Annotated in this window: 21 protein-coding genes; 6 read left to right on the forward strand and 15 right to left on the reverse strand. The window is 72.8% G+C overall.

Annotated features, from left to right (window positions below; genetic code table 11):
- Positions 1-230: 230 nt before the first annotated feature.
- The gene (locus HD593_RS16295) at positions 231-2,159 is read right to left on the reverse strand and encodes an APC family permease (protein WP_312903499.1); all 1,929 of its coding nucleotides are present in this window, start codon (positions 2,157-2,159) and stop codon (positions 231-233) included.
- Positions 2,160-2,266: 107 nt separating this feature from the next.
- Positions 2,267-3,037, reverse strand: coding sequence for an enoyl-CoA hydratase-related protein (locus tag HD593_RS16300; protein WP_185102963.1), 771 nt, complete (start codon positions 3,035-3,037; stop codon positions 2,267-2,269).
- A 219-nt stretch (positions 3,038-3,256) separates the two neighbouring features.
- Between HD593_RS16300 and HD593_RS16305 the strand changes: the two genes are divergently transcribed.
- Complete coding sequence (locus tag HD593_RS16305) at positions 3,257-3,688, forward strand: nitroreductase family deazaflavin-dependent oxidoreductase (protein WP_185102964.1); 432 nt, start codon at positions 3,257-3,259, stop codon at positions 3,686-3,688.
- 49 nt (positions 3,689-3,737) lie between these two features.
- Here HD593_RS16305 and HD593_RS16310 read toward each other — a convergent pair whose 3' ends face one another.
- Genes HD593_RS16310 through HD593_RS16345 form a run of 8 tightly spaced genes read right to left on the reverse strand, consistent with a single transcriptional unit; the run spans position 3,738 to position 10,644 of the window.
- Positions 3,738-4,013 (reverse strand): YciI family protein, encoded by a 276-nt coding sequence (locus tag HD593_RS16310; RefSeq protein WP_185102965.1) that lies wholly within the window; start codon positions 4,011-4,013, stop codon positions 3,738-3,740.
- Between the two features lie 16 nt (positions 4,014-4,029).
- Positions 4,030-4,941, reverse strand: coding sequence for an amidohydrolase family protein (locus tag HD593_RS16315; protein ID WP_185102966.1), 912 nt, complete (start codon positions 4,939-4,941; stop codon positions 4,030-4,032).
- Positions 4,942-4,946: 5 nt separating this feature from the next.
- Positions 4,947-6,056 (reverse strand): vWA domain-containing protein, encoded by a 1,110-nt coding sequence (locus HD593_RS63415; protein WP_185102967.1) that lies wholly within the window; start codon positions 6,054-6,056, stop codon positions 4,947-4,949.
- Positions 6,049-6,906 (reverse strand): AAA family ATPase, encoded by an 858-nt coding sequence (locus HD593_RS16325; protein WP_185102968.1) that lies wholly within the window; start codon positions 6,904-6,906, stop codon positions 6,049-6,051. The genes HD593_RS63415 and HD593_RS16325 overlap by 8 nt, the downstream gene beginning before the upstream one ends.
- A complete protein-coding gene (locus HD593_RS64345) occupies positions 6,896-7,912 on the reverse strand; it encodes a xanthine dehydrogenase family protein molybdopterin-binding subunit (RefSeq protein ID WP_185102969.1) in 1,017 nt (338 codons plus the stop codon). Before HD593_RS64345 ends, HD593_RS16325 begins: the two co-directional genes overlap by 11 nt.
- A 3-nt stretch (positions 7,913-7,915) precedes the next feature.
- A complete protein-coding gene (locus HD593_RS64350) occupies positions 7,916-9,295 on the reverse strand; it encodes a xanthine dehydrogenase family protein molybdopterin-binding subunit (protein WP_185102970.1) in 1,380 nt (459 codons plus the stop codon).
- Complete coding sequence (locus HD593_RS16340) at positions 9,295-9,798, reverse strand: (2Fe-2S)-binding protein (RefSeq protein WP_185102971.1); 504 nt, start codon at positions 9,796-9,798, stop codon at positions 9,295-9,297. Before HD593_RS16340 ends, HD593_RS64350 begins: the two co-directional genes overlap by 1 nt.
- Positions 9,799-9,846: 48 nt before the next feature.
- Positions 9,847-10,644, reverse strand: a complete 798-nt coding sequence (locus HD593_RS16345; RefSeq protein ID WP_185102972.1) for an FAD binding domain-containing protein — start codon at positions 10,642-10,644, stop codon at positions 9,847-9,849.
- A 75-nt stretch (positions 10,645-10,719) separates the two neighbouring features.
- On the opposite strand from HD593_RS16345, the gene HD593_RS16350 reads away from it, so the two are divergent.
- From HD593_RS16350 to HD593_RS16360, 3 genes are all read left to right on the forward strand, one after another.
- Positions 10,720-11,397 carry a GntR family transcriptional regulator gene (locus HD593_RS16350; protein ID WP_185102973.1) on the forward strand — a complete coding sequence of 226 codons (678 nt, stop codon included), beginning with the start codon at positions 10,720-10,722 and terminating at the stop codon, positions 11,395-11,397.
- Between the two features lie 110 nt (positions 11,398-11,507).
- Positions 11,508-15,338: a Pls/PosA family non-ribosomal peptide synthetase gene (locus tag HD593_RS16355; protein WP_246546570.1), complete on the forward strand. Its 3,831-nt coding sequence runs from the start codon at positions 11,508-11,510 to the stop codon at positions 15,336-15,338.
- Positions 15,335-16,597, forward strand: coding sequence for a M1 family metallopeptidase (locus HD593_RS16360; RefSeq protein WP_185111895.1), 1,263 nt, complete (start codon positions 15,335-15,337; stop codon positions 16,595-16,597). Before HD593_RS16355 ends, HD593_RS16360 begins: the two co-directional genes overlap by 4 nt.
- 10 nt (positions 16,598-16,607) lie before the next feature.
- On the opposite strand, the gene HD593_RS16365 is transcribed toward HD593_RS16360, so the two are convergent.
- Genes HD593_RS16365 through HD593_RS16385 form a run of 5 tightly spaced genes read right to left on the reverse strand, consistent with a single transcriptional unit; the run spans position 16,608 to position 22,984 of the window.
- Positions 16,608-17,564 (reverse strand): substrate-binding domain-containing protein, encoded by a 957-nt coding sequence (locus HD593_RS16365; protein ID WP_185102974.1) that lies wholly within the window; start codon positions 17,562-17,564, stop codon positions 16,608-16,610.
- 53 nt (positions 17,565-17,617) lie between these two features.
- Positions 17,618-18,778: an NAD(P)/FAD-dependent oxidoreductase gene (locus HD593_RS16370; RefSeq protein ID WP_185102975.1), complete on the reverse strand. Its 1,161-nt coding sequence runs from the start codon at positions 18,776-18,778 to the stop codon at positions 17,618-17,620.
- Between the two features lie 18 nt (positions 18,779-18,796).
- Positions 18,797-20,536, reverse strand: a complete 1,740-nt coding sequence (locus HD593_RS65555) for an amino acid ABC transporter permease/ATP-binding protein (RefSeq protein WP_185102976.1) — start codon at positions 20,534-20,536, stop codon at positions 18,797-18,799.
- Between the two features lie 40 nt (positions 20,537-20,576).
- Entirely contained in the window at positions 20,577-21,548 is a 972-nt protein-coding gene (locus HD593_RS16380) for an ABC transporter substrate-binding protein (RefSeq protein WP_185102977.1), read from the reverse strand.
- Complete coding sequence (locus tag HD593_RS16385; RefSeq protein WP_185102978.1) at positions 21,548-22,984, reverse strand: MmgE/PrpD family protein; 1,437 nt, start codon at positions 22,982-22,984, stop codon at positions 21,548-21,550. The genes HD593_RS16380 and HD593_RS16385 overlap by 1 nt, the downstream gene beginning before the upstream one ends.
- Positions 22,985-23,094: 110 nt before the next feature.
- Between HD593_RS16385 and HD593_RS61385 the strand changes: the two genes are divergently transcribed.
- Together HD593_RS61385 and HD593_RS16395 are read left to right on the forward strand one after the other, a co-directional pair.
- Positions 23,095-24,171 (forward strand): TetR family transcriptional regulator, encoded by a 1,077-nt coding sequence (locus HD593_RS61385; RefSeq protein WP_185102979.1) that lies wholly within the window; start codon positions 23,095-23,097, stop codon positions 24,169-24,171.
- Positions 24,172-24,308: 137 nt separating this feature from the next.
- A complete protein-coding gene (locus HD593_RS16395; RefSeq protein ID WP_185102980.1) occupies positions 24,309-25,922 on the forward strand; it encodes an N-acyl-D-amino-acid deacylase family protein in 1,614 nt (537 codons plus the stop codon).
- The last annotated feature ends 8 nt before the right edge of the window (positions 25,923-25,930 follow it).

The following is a 25,930-nucleotide window of genomic DNA, read 5'->3' on the forward strand; positions in this document are numbered from 1 at the left end:
CGTGGCCTGAACGTCGGCGTTCTGCCCTTCGGCGGGCTCGGGGAGCGAGATCTTGGCGTCGTGCTGGAACAGCGCGTCGGCCCACTGCTTGAACAGGGCGCGGTCGCTGGCGGGGACGCCGAGCAGCTCGGCGATGACGATGACGGGCAGCGGATAGGCCCCTCCTCGGACAGTAAACAGCGGCCGATCAGCCGCGCCGGATGCCCCGGAGACGTGATCTCAGTCCCCTGTCAGCCCACGTGGACGACGGGACGGCGGGCCGGGTCGGGTTCGGCCTGGCGGAGGACCTCCCTGGTCAGGGGCGGGACGTCGCCGCCGCCGAAGACGAGGTAGCGCAGCAGGGCGCCGATCGGGTTGCCCTCGGCGGCCCAGTGGAAGTACACGTTCGGAGTCTTGCCCGTCCGGTCGCGCAGGTGCAGCAGCAGGGCGGCGATGGAGTTGGCGACGGTGGTGCTCTGCATGCGCAGGATGCGGAAGCCGTGGCGTTCCTCGCCGGTGACGCGGAGCTCGCCGGCGAACTCGGAGGCGTCCGGGATGGTGACCTCCAGGAAGAGCAGACCCTCGCTGGTGCGCAGGCGGTGCAGTTCCCACGCTTCGCGGGCCTTGTCGACGTACTCCTTGGCGTCGCGGGTGTGGGGTTCGTTGGCGATGAGGTAGAGCTCGCCGGCTTCGTTGATGAATCGGCCGGCGCAGTCGTCCAGGCTGATGTGGGTGACGCGGAGCTCGGTGGAGCGGGTGGCGCGGGAGATGAGCGAGATGACCACGATGGCCAGCACGAACAGCAGGGCGATCACGAGGCCGTCGGGCCGTTCGATGATGTTGGCGACGGTGGCGTAGCCGAAGATGAGCGTGACGAACCCGAAGAAGGCGGCGGCCTGGAGCCGGCGCATGGTCCAGGCGGACAGGGTGACCGCGACGGCGGCCGACAGGATCAGGGCCAGGACGCCGGTGGCGTACGCGCCGCCCTGGGCCTCGACCTCGGCGTCGAAGACGAACGTGATGAGGAAGGCGATCGCGGTGAAGACCAGCACCATGGGCCGGTTGGCGCGGGTCCAGTCCGGCGCCATGCCGTAACGGGGCAGGTACCGCGGAACGATGTTGAGCAGCCCCGCCAGGGCGGAGGCGCCGGCGAACCACAGGATGGCGATCGTCGACAGGTCGTACGCGGTGCCGAACCAGTCGCCCAGGTAGAGGTGGGCCAGGTACGCCAGCGCGCGGCCGTTGGCCGAGCCGCCCTCGGCGAACTCCCCGGCGGGGATCAGCACGGTGGTGGTGAAGCTGGAGGTGATGAGGAAGACGCTCATGATGAGCGCCGCGGTGGTCAGCAACTTGCGCGCGCCCCTGATCCGCTCCGCCAGTTTCCCCTTCACCAGGGGCATGACGGCCACACCCGTCTCGAACCCGGACAGGCCCAGGGCCAGCTTCGGCATCACGTACAGGGCGACCGCCACCATCGCGACCGGGCTGGAGTAGTCGGCGGCGAGCACGTTCTGCCAGCTCGTCACCTGCTCGGGGTGCGCGAGCACCCGCTGGACGGCGGTGCCCACGACGACCAGGTTGAGCAGGAGGTAGGTGGCGACCAGGACGACCGCGATGGAGATGGCCTCGCTGAAGCCGGCCAGGAACACCCCGCCGAGCGCGGCGATCAGCACCAGGGTGACGGGCACCTGGGCGCCCGCCCAGGAGTGCGGGACGAACGGGTTGTGCAGGATGTGCGCGGTGGCGTCCGCCGCCGACAGGGTGATGGTGACGATGAACGCGGTGGCCACGAACCCGAGCAGGAACAGCACCAGCAGCTTGCCGCCCCAGCCGGGCAGCAGCCGCTCCAGCATCGACAGCGAGCCCAGCCCGTTCGGGCTCTGCTCCGCCACCGCCCGGTACGTCGGCAACGCGCCGAACAGCGTCAGCGCCACCAGCAGCAACGTCGCCACGGGGCTGAGCGCGCCGGCGGCCAGCGCGGCGATGCCCGGCTGGTAGCCGAGGGTGGAGAAGTAGTCGACGCCGGTCAGGCACATCACCTGCCACCACTTGTGCTGGTGGCCGGGGGCCTCCTCCTGCGGAGCCTGGTTCGCCAGGCCCTCGGGGCTCTGCAGACCCTTGAGCAGCCAGCGCCGCAGCGGCGTACCCGGCATTGCCGCAGGCCGGTCCCCGACGCTCACGCAAACCCTCCACCAAGCAGACATTGAGACGAATGCACACTAGTGAGGCGTTGAGCGGTGGTTGCATGATCAAGGCGTCAAGAAAACGTCAATATTTCCGGCTCAGGTCAGTCGCTCCACTTCGGCTGGCGTTTGCTCAGGAACGCCGACATGCCCTCGCGGGCCGCGGCCGACTGCGAGGACTCCGCCATGACCCTGGTGGCGAGCTCGTACGCGTCGGCCTCGGGCAGGGACAGCTGCTGGTACAGGGTGCGCTTGCCGAGCGCCTTCGAGGCGCGGCTGCCGCGGGTGGCGCGGCCGAGCAGGTCGGCGACGGCGGCGTCGAGGCCGGCGGTGGGTACGACCTGGTTGACCAGCCCCCAGTCGAGAGCCTGCGCGGCGGTGATGGTGTCACCGGTGTAGGCCAGCTCGGCGGCGCGCTTGCGGCCGATGTTGCGGGCGATGGCGACCATCGGGGTGTGGCAGAACCAGCCGCCCTTCCCGCCGGGCGCGGCGAAGCCGGCGGAGTCGGCGGCGACGGCCAGGTCGCAGGTGGCGACGAGCTGGCAGCCCGCCGCGGTGGCCAGGCCGTGGACGCGGGCGATGACCGGCTGCGGCACCGTCTCGATCAGCTCCATGAGCTGGAGGCAGGTGTCCAGGAGGGTGCGTACCGCGCTCTCGTCGGCCTCGGCGACGTCGGCGAAGTCGTGGCCGGCGCTGAAGACCGGGCCTGCCCCCGCCAGGATGATGCCGGAGGCGTCGCTGTCGCCGGCGCCGCTGAACGCGTCGATCAGATCGCGCAGGTGGGCCAGTGACAGGGCGTTGCGCCGCTGGGGGCGGTTCATCGTGATCGTCACGAAGTCGGCGTCGCGGGTGACCAGTACGTGATCGAGGTTCATGGGCGGGCTCCTGATGGTTGCGCGGGCCACGTGACCGCCATCGGCCACGAGCAGTCGGCCACGAACAGATTGTTTCCCTCTCGGTGGCTCCCACTCCGGTGATCGCGCCTGTGCCGGCGCACCTTCGCCTTCTTCGACACCCACGTCGCCGGGCACGAGAGCGCCGGCTGACCCGTTCCGGCAGGAATGGGGACGGCGCGAGGGTTGTTGATCGCAGGCATGTCGGACGACAACGTAGAGCTCAGCCCCACCGACTGGGTGCGGGACCAGACGAGGAAGATCCTTGAGACCGGGACCACCGAGGGCATCCTGGTCCTCGGATCGCCGGTCGTGCTGCTGACCTTGCGCGGCGCGAGGAGCGGCAAGCTGCGCTACACCCCCGTGATGCGGGTGGAGCACGAGGGCAGGTACGCGGTGGTGGCCTCCAAGGGCGGCGCCCCGGAGCACCCCACCTGGTACTACAACATCAAGGCGCACCCCGAGTTCCCGCTGCAGGACGGGACCGTCACGAGGGACTACGCCGCGCGTGAGGTCGAGGGCGCCGAGCGGGCGGAGTGGTGGGAGCGGGCGGTCGCCGCCTACCCGTCCTACGCCGAATACCAGGAGAAGACCGACAGGCAGATCCCCGTCTTCGTGCTCGAACCGAAGTGAGCGGCGGGCCGGCGGCATGCTGCCGCCGGCCCAACCGGGGGGCCGGACCTCAGCCGAGCGAGCCGACCGTCACCCGCCATTCGCGCAGCGTGCGGTCCTTGGTGACCTGGAGCTGGGTGTAGGGGTCCTGGTCGACGAGCGCCTGCGCCGCCGCCTCGTCCTCCGCCCGCAGGACGATCATGCCTGCTGTCAGGTCGGTGAACGGGCCGGCAGCGACGAGGCTGCCCTGCTCCAGGAGCTTGTTCAGATGCGCGAGATGGTCCTCGCGGCGTTTCGCCCGCAGGGGCGTGTCGTGGTAGCCGTAGGTCAGAACGAACAGTGCCATGGCGAGATCGATCCCTTCACTTCGATGAGCTGCCCAGCCCGTACACCCGCCGCGCGGTGCCGGAGAAGACGGCGTCCTGGGCGGCGGGCGGGAGGTGGGCCAGCGCGTCCTTCCACGTGGCGACCAGGTGCGGCATGGTGGTCCAGAGCTTCTCGACCGGGAAGTTGGTGCCGAACATGGCCCGGTCCGGGCCGAACCAGCCGATCACCTCGCGGGCGACGGACGAGATGAGCCCGGCGTCCACGCGGTGCACGAACGTACCCTGCCCGGTGAGCTTGACGACGACGTTCGGCCGCTCGGCCAGTGCGGCCATCCCGGCCCGCCACAGATCGGCGTACTCGGGGCCGATGAGCATGCCGGCGTGCACGAGCACGAAGGTGACGCCGGGGAAGGCCGCCACCAGGTCGATCGCGTCCGGCAGCTGCTCGGGGAAGACCTGCAGCTCGAACAGCCAGCCGAGGTCGGCGAGCATGCCGAGGTTCTTGCGGAAGACCGGGTCCTTCATGCTGTCGGGCGCGGCGGCGTACCGGAACTCCGGGCGCTCGTGCCAGTGCAGCTGCTGCCTGGTCCCCCTGACCAGCGGGGTCAGCGCGGCCTGCCGCCGCATGGTCTCGGGGGCGGAGTCGTCGAACAGGTCGGCCGCCCCGACGACGGCCATCGGCCAGCCCGTCTCCTGGTGCACCTCGGCCAGCCAGCGCACCTCGTCCACGACCCGGTCGAGCGGCCAGTTCGTCTGGACGTAGACCGACGCGCCGATGCCCGAGGCCGTGGCGTCGGCGAGGTACTCCTCGATCGGGTAGTCCCGCCTGATCGGCTCGTAGGGGCCGAAGATGCGCGGCACCATCGGGCCCGACAGCCACGGCAGGTCCGCGGCCCGCCAGATGTGGTGGTGCGCGTCCACGATGTCGCCCGCATGCGTCTCGGACATGACGATCACTCCCTGGCCAGGTTCTGCACCTGCTCGTACGCCGTCCGCAGGTCCCGTACGCCCGCGAGGGTGTCCACGCTGCCGAGCACGGCCGACATGCCGCGGGTGACCGGCCGGTACGCCGGGTCGCAGGCGAGCGGCGTCCACCACAGCAGCCGGTGGCCCAGCAGGGACAGCCGCCGCACGGCCGCCCGCATGGGCCCGCAGTCGCCGCGTTCCAGGCCGTCGGAGAGCACGATCACCAGGGCGCCGCGGGCCATGGTGACGTACCGGGCGTTGGCCAGGAACTCCTGGAGGGAGGGGCCGATCCGGGTCCCGCCCTCGGCGTCCAGGACGATCTCGCTCAGCGAGCCGACGGCCAGGTCCACCTCCCGCGCCCGCAGCGGCTCGGTGACGCGGGTGAGCCGGGTGCCGAAGGTGAACACCTCGACGCGGTCGAGGCAGCCGACCGCGGCGTGGGCGAAGCGGAGGTAGGCGGCGCTGTGCTCCTTCATCGACCCGGACACGTCGATGAGCAGCAGCACCCGTCGTTGCCGCCGGGGGCGGTTCCGCCGCCGCACCGTCACGATCTCGCCGTGGTTGCGCCAGGACTCGCGGCAGACCCTGGCGACGTCGATCCACGGGCCTCGCCGGCCGGGCCGGCGGCGGCGTGACCGTACCATCGGCACCGCGCCGCGCAGCTCCCGCCGCAGCAGCGCGAGCACGGCGCGGTCGTCCTGGCTCGCCGGGCCGAACACCGGGCGGCTCTCGCGCTCCGAGTGGCTGGCCGCGAGGCCCGCCTGCCCGCCGACGGACGCCGCCGCGAACGGGGCCCCGTCCCCGCCCGGCGCGGGAACGTCGTCCTCGGCGGGGGAGTCCTCTTCGCGGGCGGGAAGGGCCCCGGCCTGGCCGAACCAGCGCTCGAACGTGGGGGAGTAGACCTCCAGGTCGTCGCGGCAGGTGGTGAGCGTGGCCGCGCCGATCCAGTAGAGGTGCGCGGCGTCGCGCGGGCCGGTGGCCTCGATCGCCCGGAGGAAGGTCCGCTGCCTGGCCACCGGCACGCGCAGGCCCTGGTCGCGCAGGTCCCGCAGGAACCCTTGCACGTGGTCGCGGAGGCGTACGACGAGGTCAGTCACCGAACACCTCCGCTGCATGGCGGCTGACGAGGGCCAGGTCCTCCTCGTGCTTGACGAGCAGCCCCGCGGACCTGCGCATCGCCTCCGGCCAGCTCGAACCCTCGCCGGCCAGCGCCTGCACGCCGCGGGCCCAGGACGCCGACTCCGCGATGCCCGGGCGCTTCAGCAGGGCCAGGCCGCGGATCCGGTGCACGGCGGCCACGAGGCGGGCCGCGCTCCGCTCGTCCAGGCCGGGCGCCTGCGCCTGGATGATCGCCTGCTCCCGTTCGGCGTCGGGGAAGGGGATCCAGTGGTACAGGCACCGGCGCTTGAGCGCGTCGTGCAGCTCGCGGGTCCGGTTCGAGGTGAGGACGACGAACGGGGCGCTCGCCGCCCTGATGGTGCCGAGCTCCGGGATCGTGATCTGGAAGTCGCTCAGGAACTCCAGCAGGAACGCCTCGAACTCGCTGTCCGCCCGGTCGATCTCGTCGATCAGCAGCACCGCGCCGGACGCCGCCCGCAGCGCCCTCAGCAGCGGGCGTTGCAGCAGGAACTCCTCCCGGTACAGGCCGCCGGCGGCGCGCCCCTCCACCTCTGCGGCCCGCAGGGACAGTAGCTGCTTCGGGTAGTCCCACTCGTACAGGGCCTGGGAGGCGTCCAGCCCCTCGTAGCACTGCAGCCTGATCAGCTCGCGGCCGAGGACCCGGGCCAGGACGTTGGCGACCTCCGTCTTGCCGACCCCCGGCTCGCCCTCCAGCAGCAGCGGGAGCCCCAGCACGCCGGCCAGGTGGACGGCGGTCAGCAGGCCCTCGTCGGCCAGGTAGCCCTCCTCGCCCAGCCGCCGGCCCAGCGTCTCCTGATCAGCCGGCACGGCCGCCCCGCAGCTCGTCGAGCCCGCGCAGCACCTTCTCCGGCGTGAACGGCATGCTGGTCAGCCGCACGCCGACCGCGTCGTACACCGCGTTGGCGATCGCCGGGATCGGCGCGTTCGCCGTCATCTCGCCGATCCCCTTGGCGCCGAACGGGCCGTTTCCGGCGGGCCGTTCGAGGAACACGCTCGTCTGCGCGGGCAGGTCGGCCGGCCCGGGCATCAGGTACTGCACGAAGTCGACGGGGCCGTGCTCGCGCGAGTCCGGATAGTACGGCTCCGCCGACTCGAACAGCGCGTGCGACAGCCCCATCCAGGCACCGCCCTCGACCTGCTGCGTCGCGATGGCCGGATTGAGCGCCCTGCCGACCTCGTAGGTGTTGTAGAGCCGGAGCACCTCGATGACGCCGGTCTCGTCGTCCACCTCGACCTCGGCCACCGTGCACGCGTGCGCCTGGCAGGAGTCGGGGTCCATCTCGCCGGTCTCCGGCACCGGGGTGCTCGGCTCCTTGAGGAAGATGCCCCGGCCGGAGATCGTCCGGCCCTGCCGGAAGTGCGCGGCGAGCGCGACCTCGCTGACGTGGATCTTCTTCTCCGAGGAGCCCTTGAGCCGGACGAAGCCCGTGCCGTCCGTCTCCAGATCCTCGGCGTCCACCTCCAGCTCGTCGGCGGCGACCTGGAGCAGGACCTCCCTCGCCTCGCGCGCCGCCATGATCACGGCATTGCCCACCCGGTGGGTGCCGCGGCTGGCGAAGGTGCCCATGCAGTGGGGGCCGGTGTCGGTGTCGGCGGTGTCGACGATGACGTTCTCCATCGGGACGCCGAGCGTCTCCGCCGCGCACTGGGCGACGACCGTCCGCAGCCCCTGCCCGAGGTCCACCGAGGAGAGCGTGACCACGAACCCGCCCATGGTGGTGGCGTGCACGAGCGCCTGCGACGGGTCGCCGCCGAGGTTCATCCCTGTCGGGTAGTTGACCGCCGCGTATCCGCGGCCCTGCCGTAACGCCATCGCTCAGCCCTCCGGTCGCTCGGCCGACGACATCGCCCGGTACTCCGGCGGGAGGTCGTGCCCCACCAGGTCGGCGGCGCGCTGGATCACCTCGACCAGCGCCGTGCCGGACGCGATCTTGCGGTGCGCCTTCATGTCGCCGTCGCGGTAGGCGTTCTTGAGCCGGAGCCGCAACGGGTCCAGGCCCAGCTCCCTGGCGACGTGGTCCATGTGCGACTCCAGCGCGAAGTCGCCGATCGTGACGCCGAACCCGCGCATGGCGCTGGACGGCGTCCGGTTCGTGTAGACGCAGTAGCAGTCGATGTGCACGTTCGGGATCGTGTACGGGCCCGGCATGTGCGCCGCCGCCTTGGTGGCCCCGTACGGGCTGTGCCGGGAGTACGCGCCCGCGTCCACGTAGAGGGTGACCTGGCGGGCGACGATCCGGCCGTCGTCCATGACGCCGTCCTTGATGACGATGCGCTCGGCCGCGCGGGTGGACGAGACCTGCATCTCCTCGGCGCGGCTGTAGACGTACTTGGCGGGGCGGCCGGTCAGCATGGCGGCGATGCAGGCGAGGGGCTCGACGATGACGTCCACCTTGCCGCCGAACCCGCCCCCGACGGTGCCGCCGACCACGCGCAGGCTGGTGGGCGGGACGCCGAGGATGAGCGCGGTGTTGTCGAGGGTGAAGAAGGCGGCCTGGGTGTTGCTGTGGATCCGCAGCCGGCCGTCGCCCTGGGGGACGACGACGCAGCCGGTCGGCTCGACCGGGGCGTGCTCGATCGGGGAGGAGCTGTAGCGGCCCTCGATGATGTGGTCCGCCTGGGCGAAGCCCCGCTCGACGTCGCCGAGGCGGACCCGGCGGCAGTGGTGGCCCTCGTAGACGAAGTGGTTGGTGCCCGCCTGCTTGATGATCGGCGCGCCGTCGGCCAGCGCCTCCTCGACGTCGAGCACGGCGGGCAGGTCGGTGTAGTCGACCACGACCCTGGCGGCGCCGTCGCGGGCGGCCTCCTCGGTCTCGGCGACCACGGCGACGATCGGCTCCCCGCGGTACAGGACCCGGTCCTCGGCCAGCACCGGCTCGTCGTCGGGTCCGACGCCGATCAGGCGCAGCACGACGTACCAGTTGTTCGGCACGTCCTCGTGGGTGATGACCCGGAGCACGCCCGGCACCTCGTACGCGCCGGAGACGTCGACCCGGTCGATGCGGGCGTGGTGCCGGGTGGACCGGTGGATCTTGACGTGGGTCAGGCCCGGTGGTGTCAGGTCCTCGAAGAAGACCGTGCGGCCGGTGACGTGGCCGCGGGCGTCCGAGCGCTGGACCGGGGAGCCGATGACGGTGAAGTCGCCCGCCCGCTCGCCCGCGAAGTAGGCGGTGTCGACCGGCGTGACGCGGCCCATCAGAGGCCGGCCGTCGCGGGAGACTGCGGGGCGTCGCGGCGCCGTTCGGCGGCGGACAGGACGGCGGTGATGATCGGCTCGTAGCCGGTGCAGCGGCAGACGTTCCCGCAGATCGCCTCGGTGACGTCCTGGCGGGTCGGGTCCGGGTTCCTGTCGAGCAGCGCCGTGGCGGACATGATCATCCCGGGGGTGCAGAAGCCGCACTGCGTCGCGAAGTGGTCGACGAACGCCTGCTGCACGTCGGTGAGCCGGTCGCCGTCGGCCAGGCCCTCGATCGTGTCCACGGTGGAGCCGCCGACCGTCACGACGGGGATCAGGCACGAGACCGCGGGCCGGCCGTCGAGGAGCACCGTGCAGCTGCCGCAGCCGCCCTGCGCGCACCCGCGCTTGGCTCCCATCAGCCCGAACGTCTCGCGCAGGGCGTTGAGCAAGGTCGTGGACGGGCGGGCGATCAGCTCCCGCTCGGTGCCGTTCAGCGTGAGCGTGACGATGGTCGAGGGCATGCGTTCCCCTTTCGATCCCACAGCTTTCAAGCCCACAGCGGGCCCCCTTCAGGCCCCGAGCAGGGCACGACGCAGGTGGACGGGGTAGACCCGGGCGCGGTACCAGGCGGAGGCGTAGGCGTCGCCGACCGGCTCGATGACGTCCGCCTCCGCCGCCCGGGCGACGGTCTCGGCGGTGAGCGGCGCGCCCAGCAGGACCCGCTCGGCGCCGGTCGCCCGGATCAGGCGGCGCCCGAGGCCGCCGAGCACGAGCCGGACGTCGCCGACCAGGCCGTCCTCGACGGTGATCCGGGCAGCGACCGTGACGATGGAGCCCGAGTTGAGCCGCCGCCGGCTCGCCTTGTGGAAGCGGAACGTGCCCGGCGCCGGGGCGGTGAACCGGACACCGGTCACCAGCTCGCCCGCGGGCAGGCCGCCGGTGACGATCCGTTCCAGCGGTTCGCGGCGGGCCCCGCCCGCGCCGAGCACGTCCAGCTCCGCGTCCAGGGCGAGCAGGGCCGCGGCCAGGTCGCCGTACGGCTGCGGCACGAACAGGTTGCCGGCCACGGTGGCGAGGCTGCGGACGGGAGGGGAGGCGATCGAGCGCACGCAGCGGGACAGGTAGCCCAGCCGGGCGTCGTCCTCCAGGTCGGCCAGCGTGGTGGCCGCCCCCATGACGACGGTGGCTCCCTCGACGTGGATCCCGCGCAGTCCCGCCTTGCGCAGGCTGACGAGCCTCAGGTCGCCGGCGGCCTCGTCGTTCAGCCGGGCCATCAGGTGGGTGCCGCCGCCCAGGGGGAGGGCCCCCGACTGGAGGCCCGCGCGGGCCGCCTCGGCACTCTCCGGAATCTCAACCGATATCAGCATTTACGCTCCAATTATCGATATCGATAATTTGAGAGTAGATGGCATGATCCAAGAGTCAAGAGCACGGGAGGCTTGTTGTCCGAATCCACGGGAGTCCCGCGTTCCGCGCGGCCGACCCTGAGCCGGCAGATCCGTGACGGCCTGCTGCAACGGATCGTCTCCGGCGAGCTCGGCGAGGGCGACCGCCTGATCGAGACGAAGATCGCCCTGGAGTTCGGCACCAGCCAGGCCCCGGTCCGGGAGGCGCTGCGGCAACTCGAGGGCCTCGGCCTCATCGAGAGCCAGCCCCGGCACGGCAGCCGGGTGCTGCCCTTCGCCGAGCAGACGATCCGCGAGGCGTACATCCTGCGGGCGGCACTGGAGGAGACCGCGACGCGGCTCGCGATGCTGGCCGGCGCCCTGCCCTTCGACCGCCTGGAGGAGGCCGTCGAGGAGATGTACCGCTGCGCCCGCGACCGGGACGTGCCCGCCATCGGCCTGGCCAGCGCCCGCTTCCACCGGCACGTCGTCAAGGCCGGCGGCAACGGGCTGCTCACCCGCGCCTGGGAGGCGCTGCAGATCGAGGCCCGCACCGCCATCGCCCTGATGGTCACCCGGCCGGAGCTGGAGCGGGTCGCCGGGGAGCACCGCGAGCTGCTGGACGTCATGCGCGCCGGGGACGTCGAGACGGCCTGCCGCCACGCCCGGGACCACCAGTGGGCCTACGCCGACACCCCGCACGACCCGTACGGGACGCCGAAGCGCCAGGAATAGCCGCGACCGCGGCAGCCGTTGGGCCATGGGTGGCGCGAACGCCACGATGGTGGCGGATGATGCGGCATGTGCCTTCAAGCGCATCGACCGCCTGACCCAAGGAGCAGCGTTTGCGTAGCGACTCGGTCGACATACGTTCCATGGCCGCCGGCGCGGTCTATCCCGCCGGTGTGCTCGCGCCGCCGCCCCGCACGCTGGTCGACGTCCTCGACGAGACCGTGCGCCTGCACCCCGACGCGCCCGCGCTGGACGACGGCACCGTGTGCCTGAGCTACCGCGAGCTGCGCGCCGAGGTGGACCGGATGGCCGCGGAGCTCGCGGAGGCGGGGATCGGCCGCGGCGCCAGGGTGGGCGTCCGCGTCGGGTCGGGGACGGCCGAGTTGTACCTGTCCATCCTCGCCGTGCTCGCCGCCGGCGCCGCGTACGTGCCGGTCGACGCCGACGACCCGGACGAGCGCGCCGAGCTGGTCTTCACCGAAGCCGCCGTGGACGCGGTCATCACCGACAAGATCACCGTGCACGAGAGCACGGGGAACGGCGGCGGCCCGCCCGCGCCCGGCGACGACGCGTGGATCATCTTCACCTCCGGGTCCACCGGCAAGCCGAAGGGCGTCGCGGTGACGCACCGGTCGGCGGCGGCGTTCGTCGACGCCGAGGCGGGGCTGTTCCTGCGCGAACGGCCCCTCGGCCCCGGCGACCGGGTGCTCGCCGGGCTGTCCGTGGCCTTCGACGCCTCGTGCGAGGAGATGTGGCTGGCGTGGCGGCACGGCGCCTGCCTGGTGCCCGCGCCCAGGGCCCTGGTGCGTACGGGCATGGACCTCGGCCCGTGGCTGGCCGGCAGGGGCATCACGGTCGTCTCGACCGTGCCGACGCTGGCCGCGCTCTGGCCGGTGGAGCACCTCGCCGGGATCCGGCTGCTGATCTTCGGCGGGGAGGCGTGCCCGCCCGAGCTGGCCGAGCGGCTGGCCGTACCGGGTCGGGAGGTGTGGAACACCTACGGGCCCACCGAGGCGACGGTGGTGGCGTCGGCGGCGCCGCTCACCGGTGACCAGCCCGTACGCATCGGGCTGCCCCTCGACGGGTGGGACCTGGCCGTGGTCGGGGACTCCGGCGAGCCGGTGGCCATGGGGGAGACCGGCGAGCTGGTCATCGGCGGCGTCGGCCTGGCCCGCTACCTCGACCCGGCGAAGGACGCCGAGAAGTACGCGCCGCTGCCGTCGCTGGGCTGGGCCCGCGCGTACCGCAGCGGTGACCTGGTGCGGGCCGAGCCCGAGGGCCTGGTGTTCGTCGGCCGGGCCGACGACCAGGTGAAGCTCGGCGGGCGCCGGATCGAGCTGGGCGAGGTGGACGCCGCGTTACAGGCGCTGCCCGGCGTCACCGGCGCGGCCGCCGCCGTGCGCACGGCGGGCGGCGGGCACCAGATCCTCGTCGGGTACGTCGTCACCGGCCCCGGCTTCGACGCCGCCGAGGCGCGCGACCTGCTCGCCGACTCGCTGCCCGCCGCCCTGGTGCCGCGCCTGGCACCGGTCGGCTCGCTGCCGACCAGGACCTCGGGCAAGATCGACCGCGACGCGCTGCCGTGGCCGCTGGCCGGATCCTCCGACTTGGCCGAGCTGAGCCCGGCCGAGGCGATGCTGGCCGAGAAGTGGACCGCCATCCTGGGCGTCGCGCCGGACGGGCCCGGCGACGACTTCTTCGCCAACGGAGGCACCAGCCTCGCGGCGGCCAGGCTGGTGTCCGTGCTGCGCCCCGACTACCCGGACGTGGCGGTGGGCGACGTGTACGCGCAGCCGACCCTGGCCGGGCTGGCCGGCCTCCTGGCCACCAGGAGCGAGCCCGAGCCCGTCCGGCCACCCGTGACGCCCATGCCGCGGCGGGCCGCGCTGCTCCAGGCGCTGCTCATGGTGCCGCTGCTCACCGCCGGCGCCATGCGCTGGATCGTGCCGCTGGCCGCGCTCGGCAACGTGCTGGCGCCGCCGTGGGCCCCCGCGCTGTCCTGGTGGTGGGTGACGCTGGGCGCGCTGGCGTTCCTCACCCCGATGGGCCGGATCGGCCTGTCGGCGGCCGTGGCCCGGCTGCTGCTGCGCGGCGTGCGGCCGGGCAGCCATCCGCGCGGCGGGGCCGTGCATCTCAAGCTGTGGTTCGCCGAGCAGTTCGCGGCCAGGCTCGGCGTTCCCGACCTGGCCAGCGCGCCCTGGATGACCTGGTACGCCCGGCTGCTCGGCGCCCAGGTGGGCGCCGACGCCGACCTGCACTCGCCCCCGCCCGTCACCGGCCTGCTCAAGGTGGGCAGGGGCGCCTCGGTCGAGCAGGAGGTGGACCTCAGCGGCCACTGGTACGACGGCGACGTCCTGCACCTCGGCGAGATCAGGATCGGCGCCGGCGCCACCGTCGGCTCCCGCTCGACGCTGCTGCCCGGCGCCAAGATCGGGAAGAACGCGCAGGTGGCCCCCGGATCGGCGGTCACCGGCACGGTGCCGTCAGGCGAGCTGTGGGCCGGCGTGCCGGCGTTCCGCCAGGGCAAGTCACGCAAGCCGGGCGAGCGGGCCGCCCGCTCCGCCCTGTGGACGGCGCTGTACGGCGTGACCGCCTTCGCGCTCAGCCTGCTCCCGGTCGCCGCGGCCGGAGCCGCACTCGCGGTCCTGACCTGGTTCGCCCGCGGGACGCGCACGCTCGGCGAGGCGCTCACCGCCGCCCTGGCCGGCGTGCCGCTCGCGACGGTCGCGGGCATGGCCGTCTTCGCCCTGCTCACGCTGGTCAGCGTCCGGCTGCTCGGCCTCGGCCTGCACGCCGGGCAGCACCCGGTGCACAGCCGCCAGGCCTGGCAGGCGTGGGCCACCGGGCGGCTGATGGCCTCCGCCCGCGTCTGGCTCTTCCCCCTGTACGCGAGCGTCCTGACCCCGGCGTGGCTGCGGGCGCTCGGCATGAAGGTGGGCCGGGGCGTCGAGCTGTCCACCGTGCTCGCGCTGCCCACGATGACGTCGGTCGGCGACGGCGCCTTCCTGGCCGACGACACGATGGTGGCCCCGTACGAGCTCGACGGCGGCTGGATGCGCATCGCGACGGCGCGGATCGGCAAGCGGGCCTTCCTCGGCAACTCGGGCATGACCGCCCCCGGGCGCAAGGTGCCCAAGGACGGCCTGGTCGGCGTGCTGTCGGCGACGCCGAAGAAGGCCAAGTCCGGCTCGTCGTACGTCGGCATGCCGCCCATGAAGCTGCGCCGCACCGCGGAGGAGGGCGACAGGAACCGCACCTACGACCCGCCCGCCCGGTACAAGGTGGCCCGGGCCGTCGTCGAGGCGTTCCGCGTGGTGCCCGCCATGGGCGCGCTCGCGCTCGCCGTCCTGGCCACCGCCGCGTTCGCCGCCCTCGCCTCCCGGTACGGCCCGGCCGCGGCGATCGGGCTGAGCGGCCTGGTCATGGCGGCCGCCGGGGTGGTCGCGGCGGCGGTCGCGACGGCCGCCAAGTGGCTGCTGGTCGGCCGGATCAGGGCCGGCAACCGGCCGCTGTGGAGCTCGTTCGTGTGGCGCAACGAGCTGGCGGACAACTTCGTCGAGGTGCTGGCGGCGCCCTGGTTCGCCCGCCCGTGGCTGGGAACCGCGCCGCTCAACGTGTGGCTGCGCTCGCTCGGGGCACGCATTGGACATGGGGTCACGTGTGACACGTACTGGCTGCCCGAGGCGGACCTGGTGACCCTGGGCGACGGCGCGTGCGTCAACCGGGGCTGCGTCCTGCAGACACATCTCTTCCACGACCGGGTCATGAGCATGGACACGGTGACGCTGGAGGCCGGCGCGACGCTCGGCCCGCACGGCGTGGTGCTGCCCGCCTCGCTCGTGGGCACCGACACCACCATCGGCCCGGCCTCCCTGGTCATGCGCGGCGAGAACGTGCCCGGCCGGACCCGCTGGTTCGGCAACCCGATCTCGGCGTGGCGATGACGCCGTACTTCCCCGCGCACGGCGACGACCGTTACGGCGTCTCGCACTACGACCTGAGGCTCGCCTACCGGGTCGCGGCCAACCGGCTCGACGGCACCGCCCGGCTGACGGTGTCGGCCGCCGAGCCGCTCAGCACGCTGGACCTGGACTTCGGCAGGCTCCGCGTCTCGGGCGTCACGGTGGACGGCGTGCCCGCCCGGTACGCGCACACCCGGGACAAGCTGCGCGTCACGCCGCCCGCGCCGCTGCGGGAGGCCGTCGTGGAGGTGCGGTACTCCGGCAAGCCCGTGCCGGTCACGAGCCCCTGGGGCGGGCTGGGCTGGGAGGAGCTGAGCGACGGCGCGCTCGTCGCCGGCCAGCCGATCGGCGCGCCGTCCTGGTTCCCCTGCAACGACCGGCCGGGGGACAAGGCGTCGTACCGCATCTCCGTGACGACGGCGTCGCCGTACCAGGTGATCGCGAACGGGGTGCTCGCGGACAGGCGGCGCGGCGCAGGGAACACCACCTGGGTCTACGAGCAGGCCGAGCCCATGGCGAGCTACCTGGCGAGCGTGCAGATCGGCCGCTACCAGGTCTCCGGGCACGGCGGCTCCCTGCTGGCCTGCCCGCCGCGGCTGGCCACCCGCGCGCGCCACGACTTCGGCCGGCAGGACCGGATGATGACGCTGTTCGGCGAGCTGTTCGGGCCGTATCCGTTCGCCGGTTACACCGTCGTGGTGGTCGACGACGACCTGGAGATCCCGGTCGAGGCCCAGGGCATGTCGATCTTCGGCAGGAACCATGTCGACGGCGTACGCGGCTGCGAGCGGCTGGTCGCGCACGAGCTGGCGCACCAGTGGTTCGGCAACAGCCTCACCGTGGCCTGCTGGAGCGACATCTGGTTGCAGGAGGGCTTCGCCGCCTACGCCGAATGGCTCTGGTCGGAGGCGTCGGGCGGCCCGCCCGCCGGCGACCACGCCCGCCGGTGGTGGCATCGCCTCGCCGTGCAGCCGCAGAACTTCGTCCTGGCCGATCCCGGCGAGCGGGCGCTGTTCGACGACCGCGTCTACAAGCGGGGCGCGCTGACCCTGCACGCGCTGCGCGCGGCCATGGGCGACGAGGCGTTCTTCACCGCCCTGCGCGCCTGGACCGCCGGGCACCGGCACGGGAACGTCACCACCCGGGAGTTCGCCGCGCACGTCCAGCGGCACACCCCGCGGCCGGTCGGCGCGCTGCTGTCGGCCTGGCTGTACGACAAGCCGCTTCCCGGCCTGGCCTGACCGCCCGCCGTCATGGACCGCCTGCCGTCCGGCGGGTCCTGCCCTGCCCCGGGCCGGAGAGCTTCGTGACGTCGCCCGAGCGGGAGGTGTCGTAGCCGCCCAGGGCGGAGATCCTGCCGCGCAGGGCCGGGGTGCGCAGGGCGGCGATGAGGTGAGCGGCCGAGTCGAGGGCGTGCCCGGCCAGCCCGAGGTCGAAGTCCTCCCAGGTCAGGGGGATGAACTCGAGGTCCAGGTCGGCCGCCGCCGAGCGGACGCCGAGGCCGGCGTGGACGGTGCCGGTGGCGACGGCCAGGGCCACCTCCAGATGGGAGCCCACCTGCGGCCCCCGCAGCTCGTCGGGGTCGTGGCCGGCGGCCAGGAGCAGCCGGTCCAGGAGGATGCGGGTCCCGGTGCCCGGCCGCCGGGAGGCGACGCGGTGTGCCGCGAGGTCGGCGATGCCGGTGATGCCGCGGGGGTTGCCCGGCGGCACGATCAGGCCCTGCTCGCGGCGCCACAGGTGGATCAGGTGCGGCTCCAGGCCGCGCAGCATGCCGAGCGCGAAGGGCGCGTTGTAGACGCCGGTGTGGTGCAGCAGGTGGATCGCGGCGCCGTCGGCGTGGCCCTGGCGTACCGCGCTGAGCCCGGCGACGCTGCCCTCGCGCGTGATGACGCTCAGCCGCCCGTCCAGCGCGCCGGTGAGCAGGTCGAGCGCGGGATCGTCGCTGCCGGCGACGGTGAGGACCGAGTCCACGTGCAGGAACCGCCGGGCGGCCAGCGCGGCGCCGGGGCTCACGCGGGCGCGGCGGCGGTCGGCCAGCTCCAGCACTCCGGCGTCGGCCAGCCGCCGCTGCGCCCGGCTGACCGTGGAGGCCGTGGTCTGCCACTCCCGGGCGAGATCGCGGATGCCCGGCAGCTCGTCACCGGGCTGGAGGGTCCCGGCGATGATCCGGTGAGCGAGGTCGGTGCAGATTTCCCGGTATCGGGTCACGGCCGGTAATTTACCGGCAGGCCCGCCGGGCCGCTCCCCGCTCCCGGGCAGGGTCAGTCGTCGGTGTAGCCGTACGGGGGCGTGATCGGCCTGCCCTCGGCGAACCGGTCGGGGGAGAAGGCGGACACGTCCACCGTCTGCGGCTCGCCCAGGGCCAGCTCGGACAGCGCCCGGCCGACCGCAGGGCAGATCTTGAAGCCCATCCCGGAGAAGCCCGCCGCGACGATCAGGCCCTCGATCCCGGCCACCGGGCCCAGCATCGGCCGGGCGTCGGGCGACATGTCGTAGATGCCGGTCACGCCGCGGGTGATGCCGGACTCGGCGAGGGCGGGGACGCGGCGGGCGGCCCGCCCGACCATCTCCACCACGTTCTCCTCACGAGGCGACTGGGGGAAGTCGTCGGGATCGATCCCGGCACGCGGGCCGATGAAGTCGCCGAGCAGCAGGTTCCCGCCCGGCTCCGGCCGGAAGTACGTACGGGTGCCCGAATCGATGCACGCCACCCGGGAAGCCGGCACGTCCGCACCGTCCCGCAGGACCGCCACCTCGTGGTACTCGGCCTCGATGGGCAGGTCCGCACCCACCGTCGCGAGCAGCGGACGCGTCCAGACCCCGGTGGCGAGGACGACGAGGTCGGCCGTGAGGTCACCCTCGCCGGTACGCACCCCCCTGACCCGGCCGCCGCCGTCGGTGAGGAGCGAGCGCACGGGAGTGCCGGGCCGGTAGGCGACGCCCAGCTCCCGCGCCCGGGACAGGAAGTCGCCCGCCACGATCGCGCCGTCGCCGTAACCGGCCCGGGGCTCGTACGCGGCGGCGACCACGTCGTCCACCTGCCAGCGCGGCTCCAGCTCCAGCAGGTCGCCGGCAGTGATCACCTCCGCCTCGGCGCCGCACGCCCGCTGCATCTCGACGTTCTTGCGCAGCAGATCGGCCTCGCCGGGCGGGACGACGCGGACGAACCCGCACTCGCGGAAGACCGGTGGCCGGCCGACCCGCTCCGGCCACTCCCGGAAGAAGGCGAGGCTGTCCACCGCCAGGCGCACTTCCGGCTCGAACGTGTAGTGCATCCGGACGAGGGCCGACGAGCGGCTGCTCATGCCCTCGCCGGCGTGTCGCGCGTCGACGACGGTGACGGAACGCACCCCGCGTTCGGCAAGGTGGAACGCGGTCGACGCACCCATGACGCCGGCACCGACGACGATGACCTCGGGCACTGCTCAAACCTCCAGAAATCAGGCGAGGACCTTGGACAGGAACGCCTTCGTGCGCTCCTCCTTCGGGGCCACCAGGCATTCCCCCGGCGGGCCCGACTCGATGATGACGCCCCCGTCCAGCATGGCGACGGTGTCGGCGACCTCCTTGGCGAAGCCGATCTCGTGCGTGGCCACGATCATGGTCATGCCCTGCCCGGCGAGGTCCTTCATGACGTCGAGCACCTCGCCGACCAGCTCGGGATCGAGGGCCGAGGTCGGCTCGTCGAACAGCATGACGTGCGGCCTCATCGCCAGGGCGCGCGCGATGGCCACCCGCTGCTGCTGCCCGCCGGAGAGCTGCGCCGGGTAGGCGTCGAGCTTGTCGCGCAGGCCGACCCTGGTCAGCAGCCGCTCGGCCTCGGCCTCGGCCTGCCCGCGGGACAGGCCGAGCACCCGCCGGGGGCCCAGCGCCACGTTCTCCAGCGCGGTCATGTGCGGGAACAGGTTGAAGCGCTGGAACACCATGCCGATGCGGGCCCGCTGCCCGCACAGCTCCTTCTCCGTCATCTCGTGCAACCGGCCGCCGGCCTCGCGCAGCCCTACCCGCCGGCCCTCCACCTCCAGCAGGCCCGAGTCCACCCGCTCCAGCGCGTTCACGCAGCGCAGCAGGGTGGACTTGCCGCTGCCCGAGGGGCCGAGCAGGACGAGCGTCTGCCTCGGGTGAACCGTGAGATCGACGCCCCGCAGCACGTCGGCGGAGCCGAACCACTTCCACACCTGCTCCGCGCGGACCATCGGCTCGCCGTCCACGTGGCCGGGCGCCGTCCCGTAGTCCGCCGGGGCCGTGGCCCGGGCCCTGTCCCGGGCGGCCGCGCGGCGGCGCGCCCGGCGCTCGTGCGCGGCGGACGGCTTGACGCCGAACCCCCGGCCGAAGTACCGCTCCACGTAGTGCTGGCCGATGCTCAGGACCGAGGTCAGCAGCAGGTACCACAGCGACGCCACGACCAGCAGCGGCATGATCTTGAAGTTCTGCTGGTAGATCTGCTGGACGCTGGTCATCAGGTCCCGCCCGGAGATGACCGAGACCAGCGCGGTCATCTTGAGCATCGAGATGGCCTCGTTGCCGAGCGTCGGGATCAGCACCCGCATGGCCTGCGGCAGGATGACGAACCGCATCCTGCGGCCCGAGGACATGCCGAGCGACATGGCCGCCTCGCGCTGCCCGCCGTCGACCGAGATGATCGCCGCGCGGACGAGCTCGGCGCAGTAGGCCGCCTCGTTCGTGGCCAGCGCCAGCACGGCCGCGGTCGCCGCGCCGATGAGCGAGCTCGTGGGCACCGAGCCGAAGACGACGCCGGTGAGCGGGATCCCGAGGAAGAGGTTCGGGTAGAGCGCGCCCAGGAATCCCCAGAAGATGATCTGGACCAGCAGGGGCGTGCCACGGAAGAACCAGATGTAGCCCCAGGCGACGGCGGAGAGCACCCGGTTGTCCGACAGGCGCATCACCGCGAGCAGCACGCCGCCGGCGATGCCGATGCCCATGGCCACGAGGGTCAGCTCGACGGTGACGGCGAGCCCGTGCAGGATCGAGGGCGCGAACAGGTACTGGCGGATCGAGGCGACGTCGAGGTTGGGGTTGTGCCACAACGACCAGCCGAGGGCGAACAGGAGGTACGCGACGAGTGCCGCCGCGGCCCAGCGGCCGTACCGGCGGACCGGAACCACGGCGACGGGAGGCGGCCGCTCCCCGGCGGGGGCGCGGGCGGTGTCAGCTGCCAAGGAGGTCACAACACTTTCTCTTTCTCGCGGGACGGGCGCCCTAGTCGGTCCCCTGGTTGATCTCCGCCTTGGTCAGCGCGATGTTCTGCACACCGTACTTGGAGAGGATCTTCAGGTAGGTCCCGTCGTCCATCAGCGCCTGCAGCGCCTTCTGCAGCGCCGTCAGCAGCGCGGTGTCCGACTTGGGGACACCGATGCCTTCCATGCCGCCGCCGAACTCCTCGGTGATCGAGGGGGCGTCGACCAGCTCGAACGCGTTGCCGTTCTCGAAGGTCTTGGCGGCGTACGCGGCGGCGGAGGTGGCCTGCACGCGGGCCACCGCCTTGCCGCTCTTGATGGCCAGGAAGGCCTCGCTGTCACCGGGGAAGGCCAGGGTCGTGACGCCCGCCTTGCCCTGCGACTCGAACCGCTTGCTCAGCTTGCCGATCGCGGCCTCCTCCGAGGTGGAGCTCTGCACCGCGACGGTCTTGCCGGACAGGTCGGTGACGTCCTTCATGCCCAGCGGGTTGCCCTTGGCGACCAGCAGCGAGTAGCCGTCCCTGGCGTAGTCGACGAAGCTCAGCGACTCGCGCCGCTTGGGGGTGTCGAAGATGCCCGCCATGACGACGTCGGCCTTGCCCGCCAGGACGGCGGGGATCATGCTGTCGAAGGCCGTCTGGTCGAAGGAGGCCTTGACGCCGAGCTTGGCGGCCAGCGCCTGGGAGAGGTCGTAGTCGATGCCCGTGGGCTGCTGACCGCCGGCCGTGGTGTACATCTCCCACGGCGGATAGGGGATGTTGCTGGCCACCCGGATGACGCCGGCCGACTTGATCCGTTCGGGCAGCAGGTCGTGCAGGGCGGAGTCGGCCGCCGGCGTCGCGGCGGCGCCCGAGGAGGAGGCCGGGGAGGAGGCCGGGGAGGAGGCGGGGGCGGCGGCCACCTCGGGGGCGGGCGGGTCGGAGGCCAGGGCGCAGCCGCCGAGCGCCATCACCATCGCCACCACGCTCAGGAACGTCTTGCGTCGTGCTGTCATCACAGTGCTCCAACCGGTATCAGGGACGACGCCAGGTCCCGCACGAGGACGGAGCTGTCGTCGGCGGACTCCAGGTCCGCCAGGGCTGCCAGCAGCCGGGGGACCGACGCGGGCTCCAGCCGGCCGGTGGCCAGCCAGGTGAACTTGTCCCGCATCTCGTCCAGGGTCCAGCCGGGCTCGGGGTAGAGGACGTGGTCGACCCGGCCCGACGACAGCACGGTGCCGTCGGTCAGCGTGACGGTGACCACGGCGGAGTCGCTGCCCTCCGGGTCGTTGACCTCCGACAGGTAGTAGCGGCGGGTGAGGTCGTCCGTCACCACCACGTCGATGCGCCGGCACAGCTCGATGATCTCCGGCGAGCCCAGGCGCGCGTCCGCCACCTGCTCGGGCCCGACCCGGCCGTCCACCAGCATGGCCGCCACCGGCCAGGCCAGGTTGAACTGGGCCTCCTCGGTGGTCCGCGGCAGCCGCGTGCCCAGCCGCGCGGCGTCGGGGTAGGTCTCGACGACCACACGGGCGACGGACGCGTGCGGCAGCGGGTGCTCCGTCCGCAGCTTCTCCACCGCGAGCAGCGCGGGGTGGGTCCAGGCGCAGCTGGAGTACCGCTTCCAGGTGATGCCGCGGGGCAGGTAGTAGTCGCTGCCCAGGTCCTCCGCGTACGGGGCGAAGCGCTCCTGGTCGAGGCTGGGCTCGATCCCGGTGAACCCGCGCCGGGCGAGGTCCGCCGACAGCAGGCCGGTGAGCGCCCCGAAGCCGACGCCGTGCTTGACCATGCCGGGGGTGTCGATGGCGCGCATCATCGGCAGGTCGGGGGAGTCGTACTCGGCGATGCCCAGCGCGTGGCGCGTGGTGGCCTCGTCGAGCCCGTGGACGTGGCACGCGATCGCGGCGCAGGCCACCGCGCCCCACGACCCGCAGGCCCGGTAGGTGCGCTCCGCCGAGTGGACCGCGCTCTGCTCGTGGTTGACGCAGCGGCCGGCGCGGAAGGCGATCTCGTACCCGACGACGATCGCGGTGATCAGCTCGCGCCCGCTGAGGCGCAGCTCCTCGGCCAGGGCCAGCGCGGTGGGGACGACCTGGGCGCCGGGATGGCCCCAGGTGTAGATGCCGCAGTCGTCGATGTCCACGGCGTTGGCCGCGACCGCGTTGGCGAAGGCGGCGCCGCCGGTGCCCAGAGTGCTCCCGCTGACGATCGACGTCGCCGGGCCGGCGGGCCACCAGGCACGTGCCAGGTCGTCGGCGGCGCGCGCGGACGCGGACGCCCGGCCGGCCAGCATGGCGGCGAGCGTGTCGATCAGGCACATCACGGCCCGGTCGATCACCTCGCGGGGCACCTGCTCCCACGTGAGCTCGGTGATGAAGTCCGCGGCGGGGGAGTCGCCGCGCATCCAGGCCGGGCCCGCGCTCCGGAGATCATCACGAAACGGCGCCGACATTTGTTACTCCAATGTTTCTGAAGGTATATCTTTGATGCGGCAAACAATTTCATTCACCATAATGGCTTGTCAAGAAACGTAATACCTTGTATTTGCGGAGAGCCGGAAGAGTGAAAATACCTGTAGAAGCAAGTACCGTCCCACCGTCCCCGGACGCCGCGAGGGAGGACGCGGCGCTGGCCCTGCTCTGGAACGCCGTGCACGCCCCCGGCGGCCGGGCGCCGTTCTGCCGCCGGTGCGCGGCGCACCGCTCGTTCCACCGGGTCTCGCGGCGGCGCGCGTACGCGTGCGACAGCTGCGGCGCGCACGTCTACCCCGCCTCGACCACGCCGTTCGCCGGCTCTCCCGTGCCGATCGCGGCCTGGCTCGACGCCGTCGTGATCGTGCTGGACTCCCCGGGCAGGGCCCGCCCGAACCGGGTGGCGGGGGCGCTGGGCGTCGACTACCGGCGCGCCTGGCGGATGACGCGGCGCATCGACGAGGTGCTCCAGGCGGGCGGCGACGACGCCGGGCTGCTGCGCCGGCTGGCGGGCCTGTGGCAGGAGCAGGGCCACACCCGGCCGGAACGGGCCCCGGACCCGGGCAGCCCGGAGGACCGCATCCGGATCGCCGCGTGCCGGCTCATGGCCGAGCGTGGCATCGAGGCGACCCGCATCGCCGACATCGCCCGCGAGGCCGGGGTGTCGAACGCCAGCATCCACTATTACTTCAGGAGCAAGGACGAGGCGCTGCTGTCGGCCTTCCGCTGGGCGGGCGACCAGCTGCACGTGACCCTGCAGCGCCTGCTCGGCGAGAACGTGAGCGCCGTCGGCCAGCTTCGCCACCTGCTGGAGCTCAGCATCCCCGGTGATCAGGGAACCTTCGAGGAGTACCTGCTGTGGCTGGAGGTGTGGGCGCGGGTCAGGCGCCACTCGGCCTTCCTCGACGAGTGCGTCCGCATGTCGCGCAGGTGGGCCGACGCGGTGCTCGGCGTGTTCACCGCGGGCGTGCGGGACGGCACGTTCACGCCCGTCGCGCCGCTCACCGAGGTGTGCGAGCGCTACGTCGCCATCGCCGAGAGCCTGGCCGTGCGCAACACCCTCGGCTACAGCGACATGTCCGGGGAGACGGCACGGCGGCTGCTCGCCCGCTTCACGGCCGAGCAGCTCGGGGTGCCGGCCGCGCTGCTCGAACCCGGCCCGCGCTGAATCGCCGTACTTGGCCCAGCCGTCATTTTCCCGCCGACGAATACGACTTCACGCGCGGCGCATTACTTTCCTTGACACCGCCACGCCGCCGTGCCGACAATCCTGCAATTACCCGGAGGACACGGAACGGAACTCGCATGCCTGATTCACGCCGCGGCGCGGCGGACGTCGTCGTGCTCGACGCCTCGGTGCTCACCATGGACCCGGAGCTGCCGCACGCGGCGGCGCTGGCGATCACCGGCGGCAGGATCAGCCACGTCGGAGCCAGGAACGAGGTGGCCGGGCTGATCGGCCCCGGCACCGACGTGATCGAGGCGGGCGGGCGCGTCGCGTGCCCCGGATTCGTCGACATTCACACGCACACCGATCTCGACCTTTTCCGCGACCCGGCACACCTGCTTTTCAAGAATTACCTCATGCAGGGGATAACCACGGTTCTGGCCGGCAACTGCGGAATGGCGGAGATGGCGCCCGGCGAGCTCCTCGCCCGGCTCGACGCGCGGCCTCCCGCGGTCAATTTCGGCACCCTCGCCGGGCACGGATACGTACGCGACGCCTGCGGGATCCCGGCCGGCCTCGAAGAGCTCTCCGACGCGCAGATCGAGGCCATGCGGGCCGTGCTCGCCAAGGCGATGGCGGACGGCGCGTTCGGCATGTCGACCGGGCTCGAGTACATCCCCGGACTGTCCTCCCGCACGGCGGAGCTGATCGCCTGCGCCAGGGTCGTGGCCGAGCACGGCGGCTTCTACGCCAGCCACATGCGCAGCGAGGGCGACCACCTGCTCGCCGCCGTCGAGGAGGGCATCAGGATCGGCCGCGACTCGGGCGCGCGCGTCCAGCTCTCCCACCTCAAGACGGACGGCGCCTGCAACTGGTGGAAGACCGACGCGGTGATCGGCGCCATCGAGGCGGCCCGCGCGGACGGCATCGACGTGGCCGGGGACCAGTACCCGTACCGGTTCTTCGGCTGGAACCCCTCCATCTTCATCCCCGGCGAGCACCTGGCGGCCGGCAGGCCGACCCTGGTCGGCACCTACCTGCGCGACCCCGCCCGCCGCCGCCTGATCAAGGACGGCATCGTCGATCGCATCACCCGCTACCACGGCGGGGACGGCGAGCTGGTCGTGGTCTTCGACTGGACCGACGAGGCCGGGCAGCGGTGGCAGGGGGCGACGCTGGCGGCGATCCTGACCGCGCGCGGCCTCACCCTCACGCCGGAGGCGCTCGCGGAGCTCATCCTGGAGATGCTGCCCGACGAGCGGGCCGACGCCGTCATGGGCAGCGACCTCAGCACCAGCGACGACGCCGTCCGCCGCTACCTCTCCCTGCCCTACCTGGCCGTCTGCACCGACGGGTTCAACCAGCCGTGGCTGGCTCCGTGCCATCCCCGCAGCTACGGCGCCTTCCCCAAGGTGCTGGGCGAGTACGTGCGCGACAAGCGGGCGCTGCCGCTGGAGACCGCGCTCATGAAGATGACCTCCCTGCCCGCCTCGCTGATGGGGCTGGCGGACCGGGGCGTGCTGCGGGCCGGCCTGCGCGCCGACGTCGTGCTGTTCGACGAGGCTACCGTGGGGGAGCGGGCGACGTTCGGCACGCCCGCGGCGCCGTCCGGCATCGACTTCGTGCTCGTCAACGGGGTGGTCGTGGTCGACCGCCGGGCGGGCGGCGACGGGTTCCGCCTCGAGGGCGGCGCGCCGCGCGGCGGCCCGGGCATGGTGCTGCGCCGTCCGGCGCGGGACGGGCGTGGCTGAGGCGGCTC

Origin of the sequence: Nonomuraea rubra (genome assembly GCF_014207985.1) — a bacterium.
GTDB classification, from domain to species: Bacteria; Actinomycetota; Actinomycetes; order Streptosporangiales; family Streptosporangiaceae; genus Nonomuraea; species Nonomuraea rubra.

Coding starts and splice junctions, on each gene's coding strand:
- HD593_RS16380 (WP_185102977.1), bottom strand. CDS start 21,548: ATGACAGCACGACGCAAGACGTTCCTGAGCGTGGTGGCGATGGTGATG.
- HD593_RS16340 (WP_185102971.1), bottom strand. CDS start 9,798: ATGCCCTCGACCATCGTCACGCTCACGCTGAACGGCACCGAGCGGGAG.
- HD593_RS16360 (WP_185111895.1), top strand. CDS start 15,335: ATGACGCCGTACTTCCCCGCGCACGGCGACGACCGTTACGGCGTCTCG.
- HD593_RS64350 (WP_185102970.1), bottom strand. CDS start 9,295: ATGGGCCGCGTCACGCCGGTCGACACCGCCTACTTCGCGGGCGAGCGG.
- HD593_RS16315 (WP_185102966.1), bottom strand. CDS start 4,941: ATGTCCGAGACGCATGCGGGCGACATCGTGGACGCGCACCACCACATC.
- HD593_RS64345 (WP_185102969.1), bottom strand. CDS start 7,912: ATGGCGTTACGGCAGGGCCGCGGATACGCGGCGGTCAACTACCCGACA.
- HD593_RS16310 (WP_185102965.1), bottom strand. CDS start 4,013: ATGGCACTGTTCGTTCTGACCTACGGCTACCACGACACGCCCCTGCGG.
- HD593_RS16385 (WP_185102978.1), bottom strand. CDS start 22,984: ATGTCGGCGCCGTTTCGTGATGATCTCCGGAGCGCGGGCCCGGCCTGG.
- HD593_RS16305 (WP_185102964.1), top strand. CDS start 3,257: ATGTCGGACGACAACGTAGAGCTCAGCCCCACCGACTGGGTGCGGGAC.
- HD593_RS16345 (WP_185102972.1), bottom strand. CDS start 10,644: ATGCTGATATCGGTTGAGATTCCGGAGAGTGCCGAGGCGGCCCGCGCG.
- HD593_RS16300 (WP_185102963.1), bottom strand. CDS start 3,037: ATGAACCTCGATCACGTACTGGTCACCCGCGACGCCGACTTCGTGACG.
- HD593_RS16395 (WP_185102980.1), top strand. CDS start 24,309: ATGCCTGATTCACGCCGCGGCGCGGCGGACGTCGTCGTGCTCGACGCC.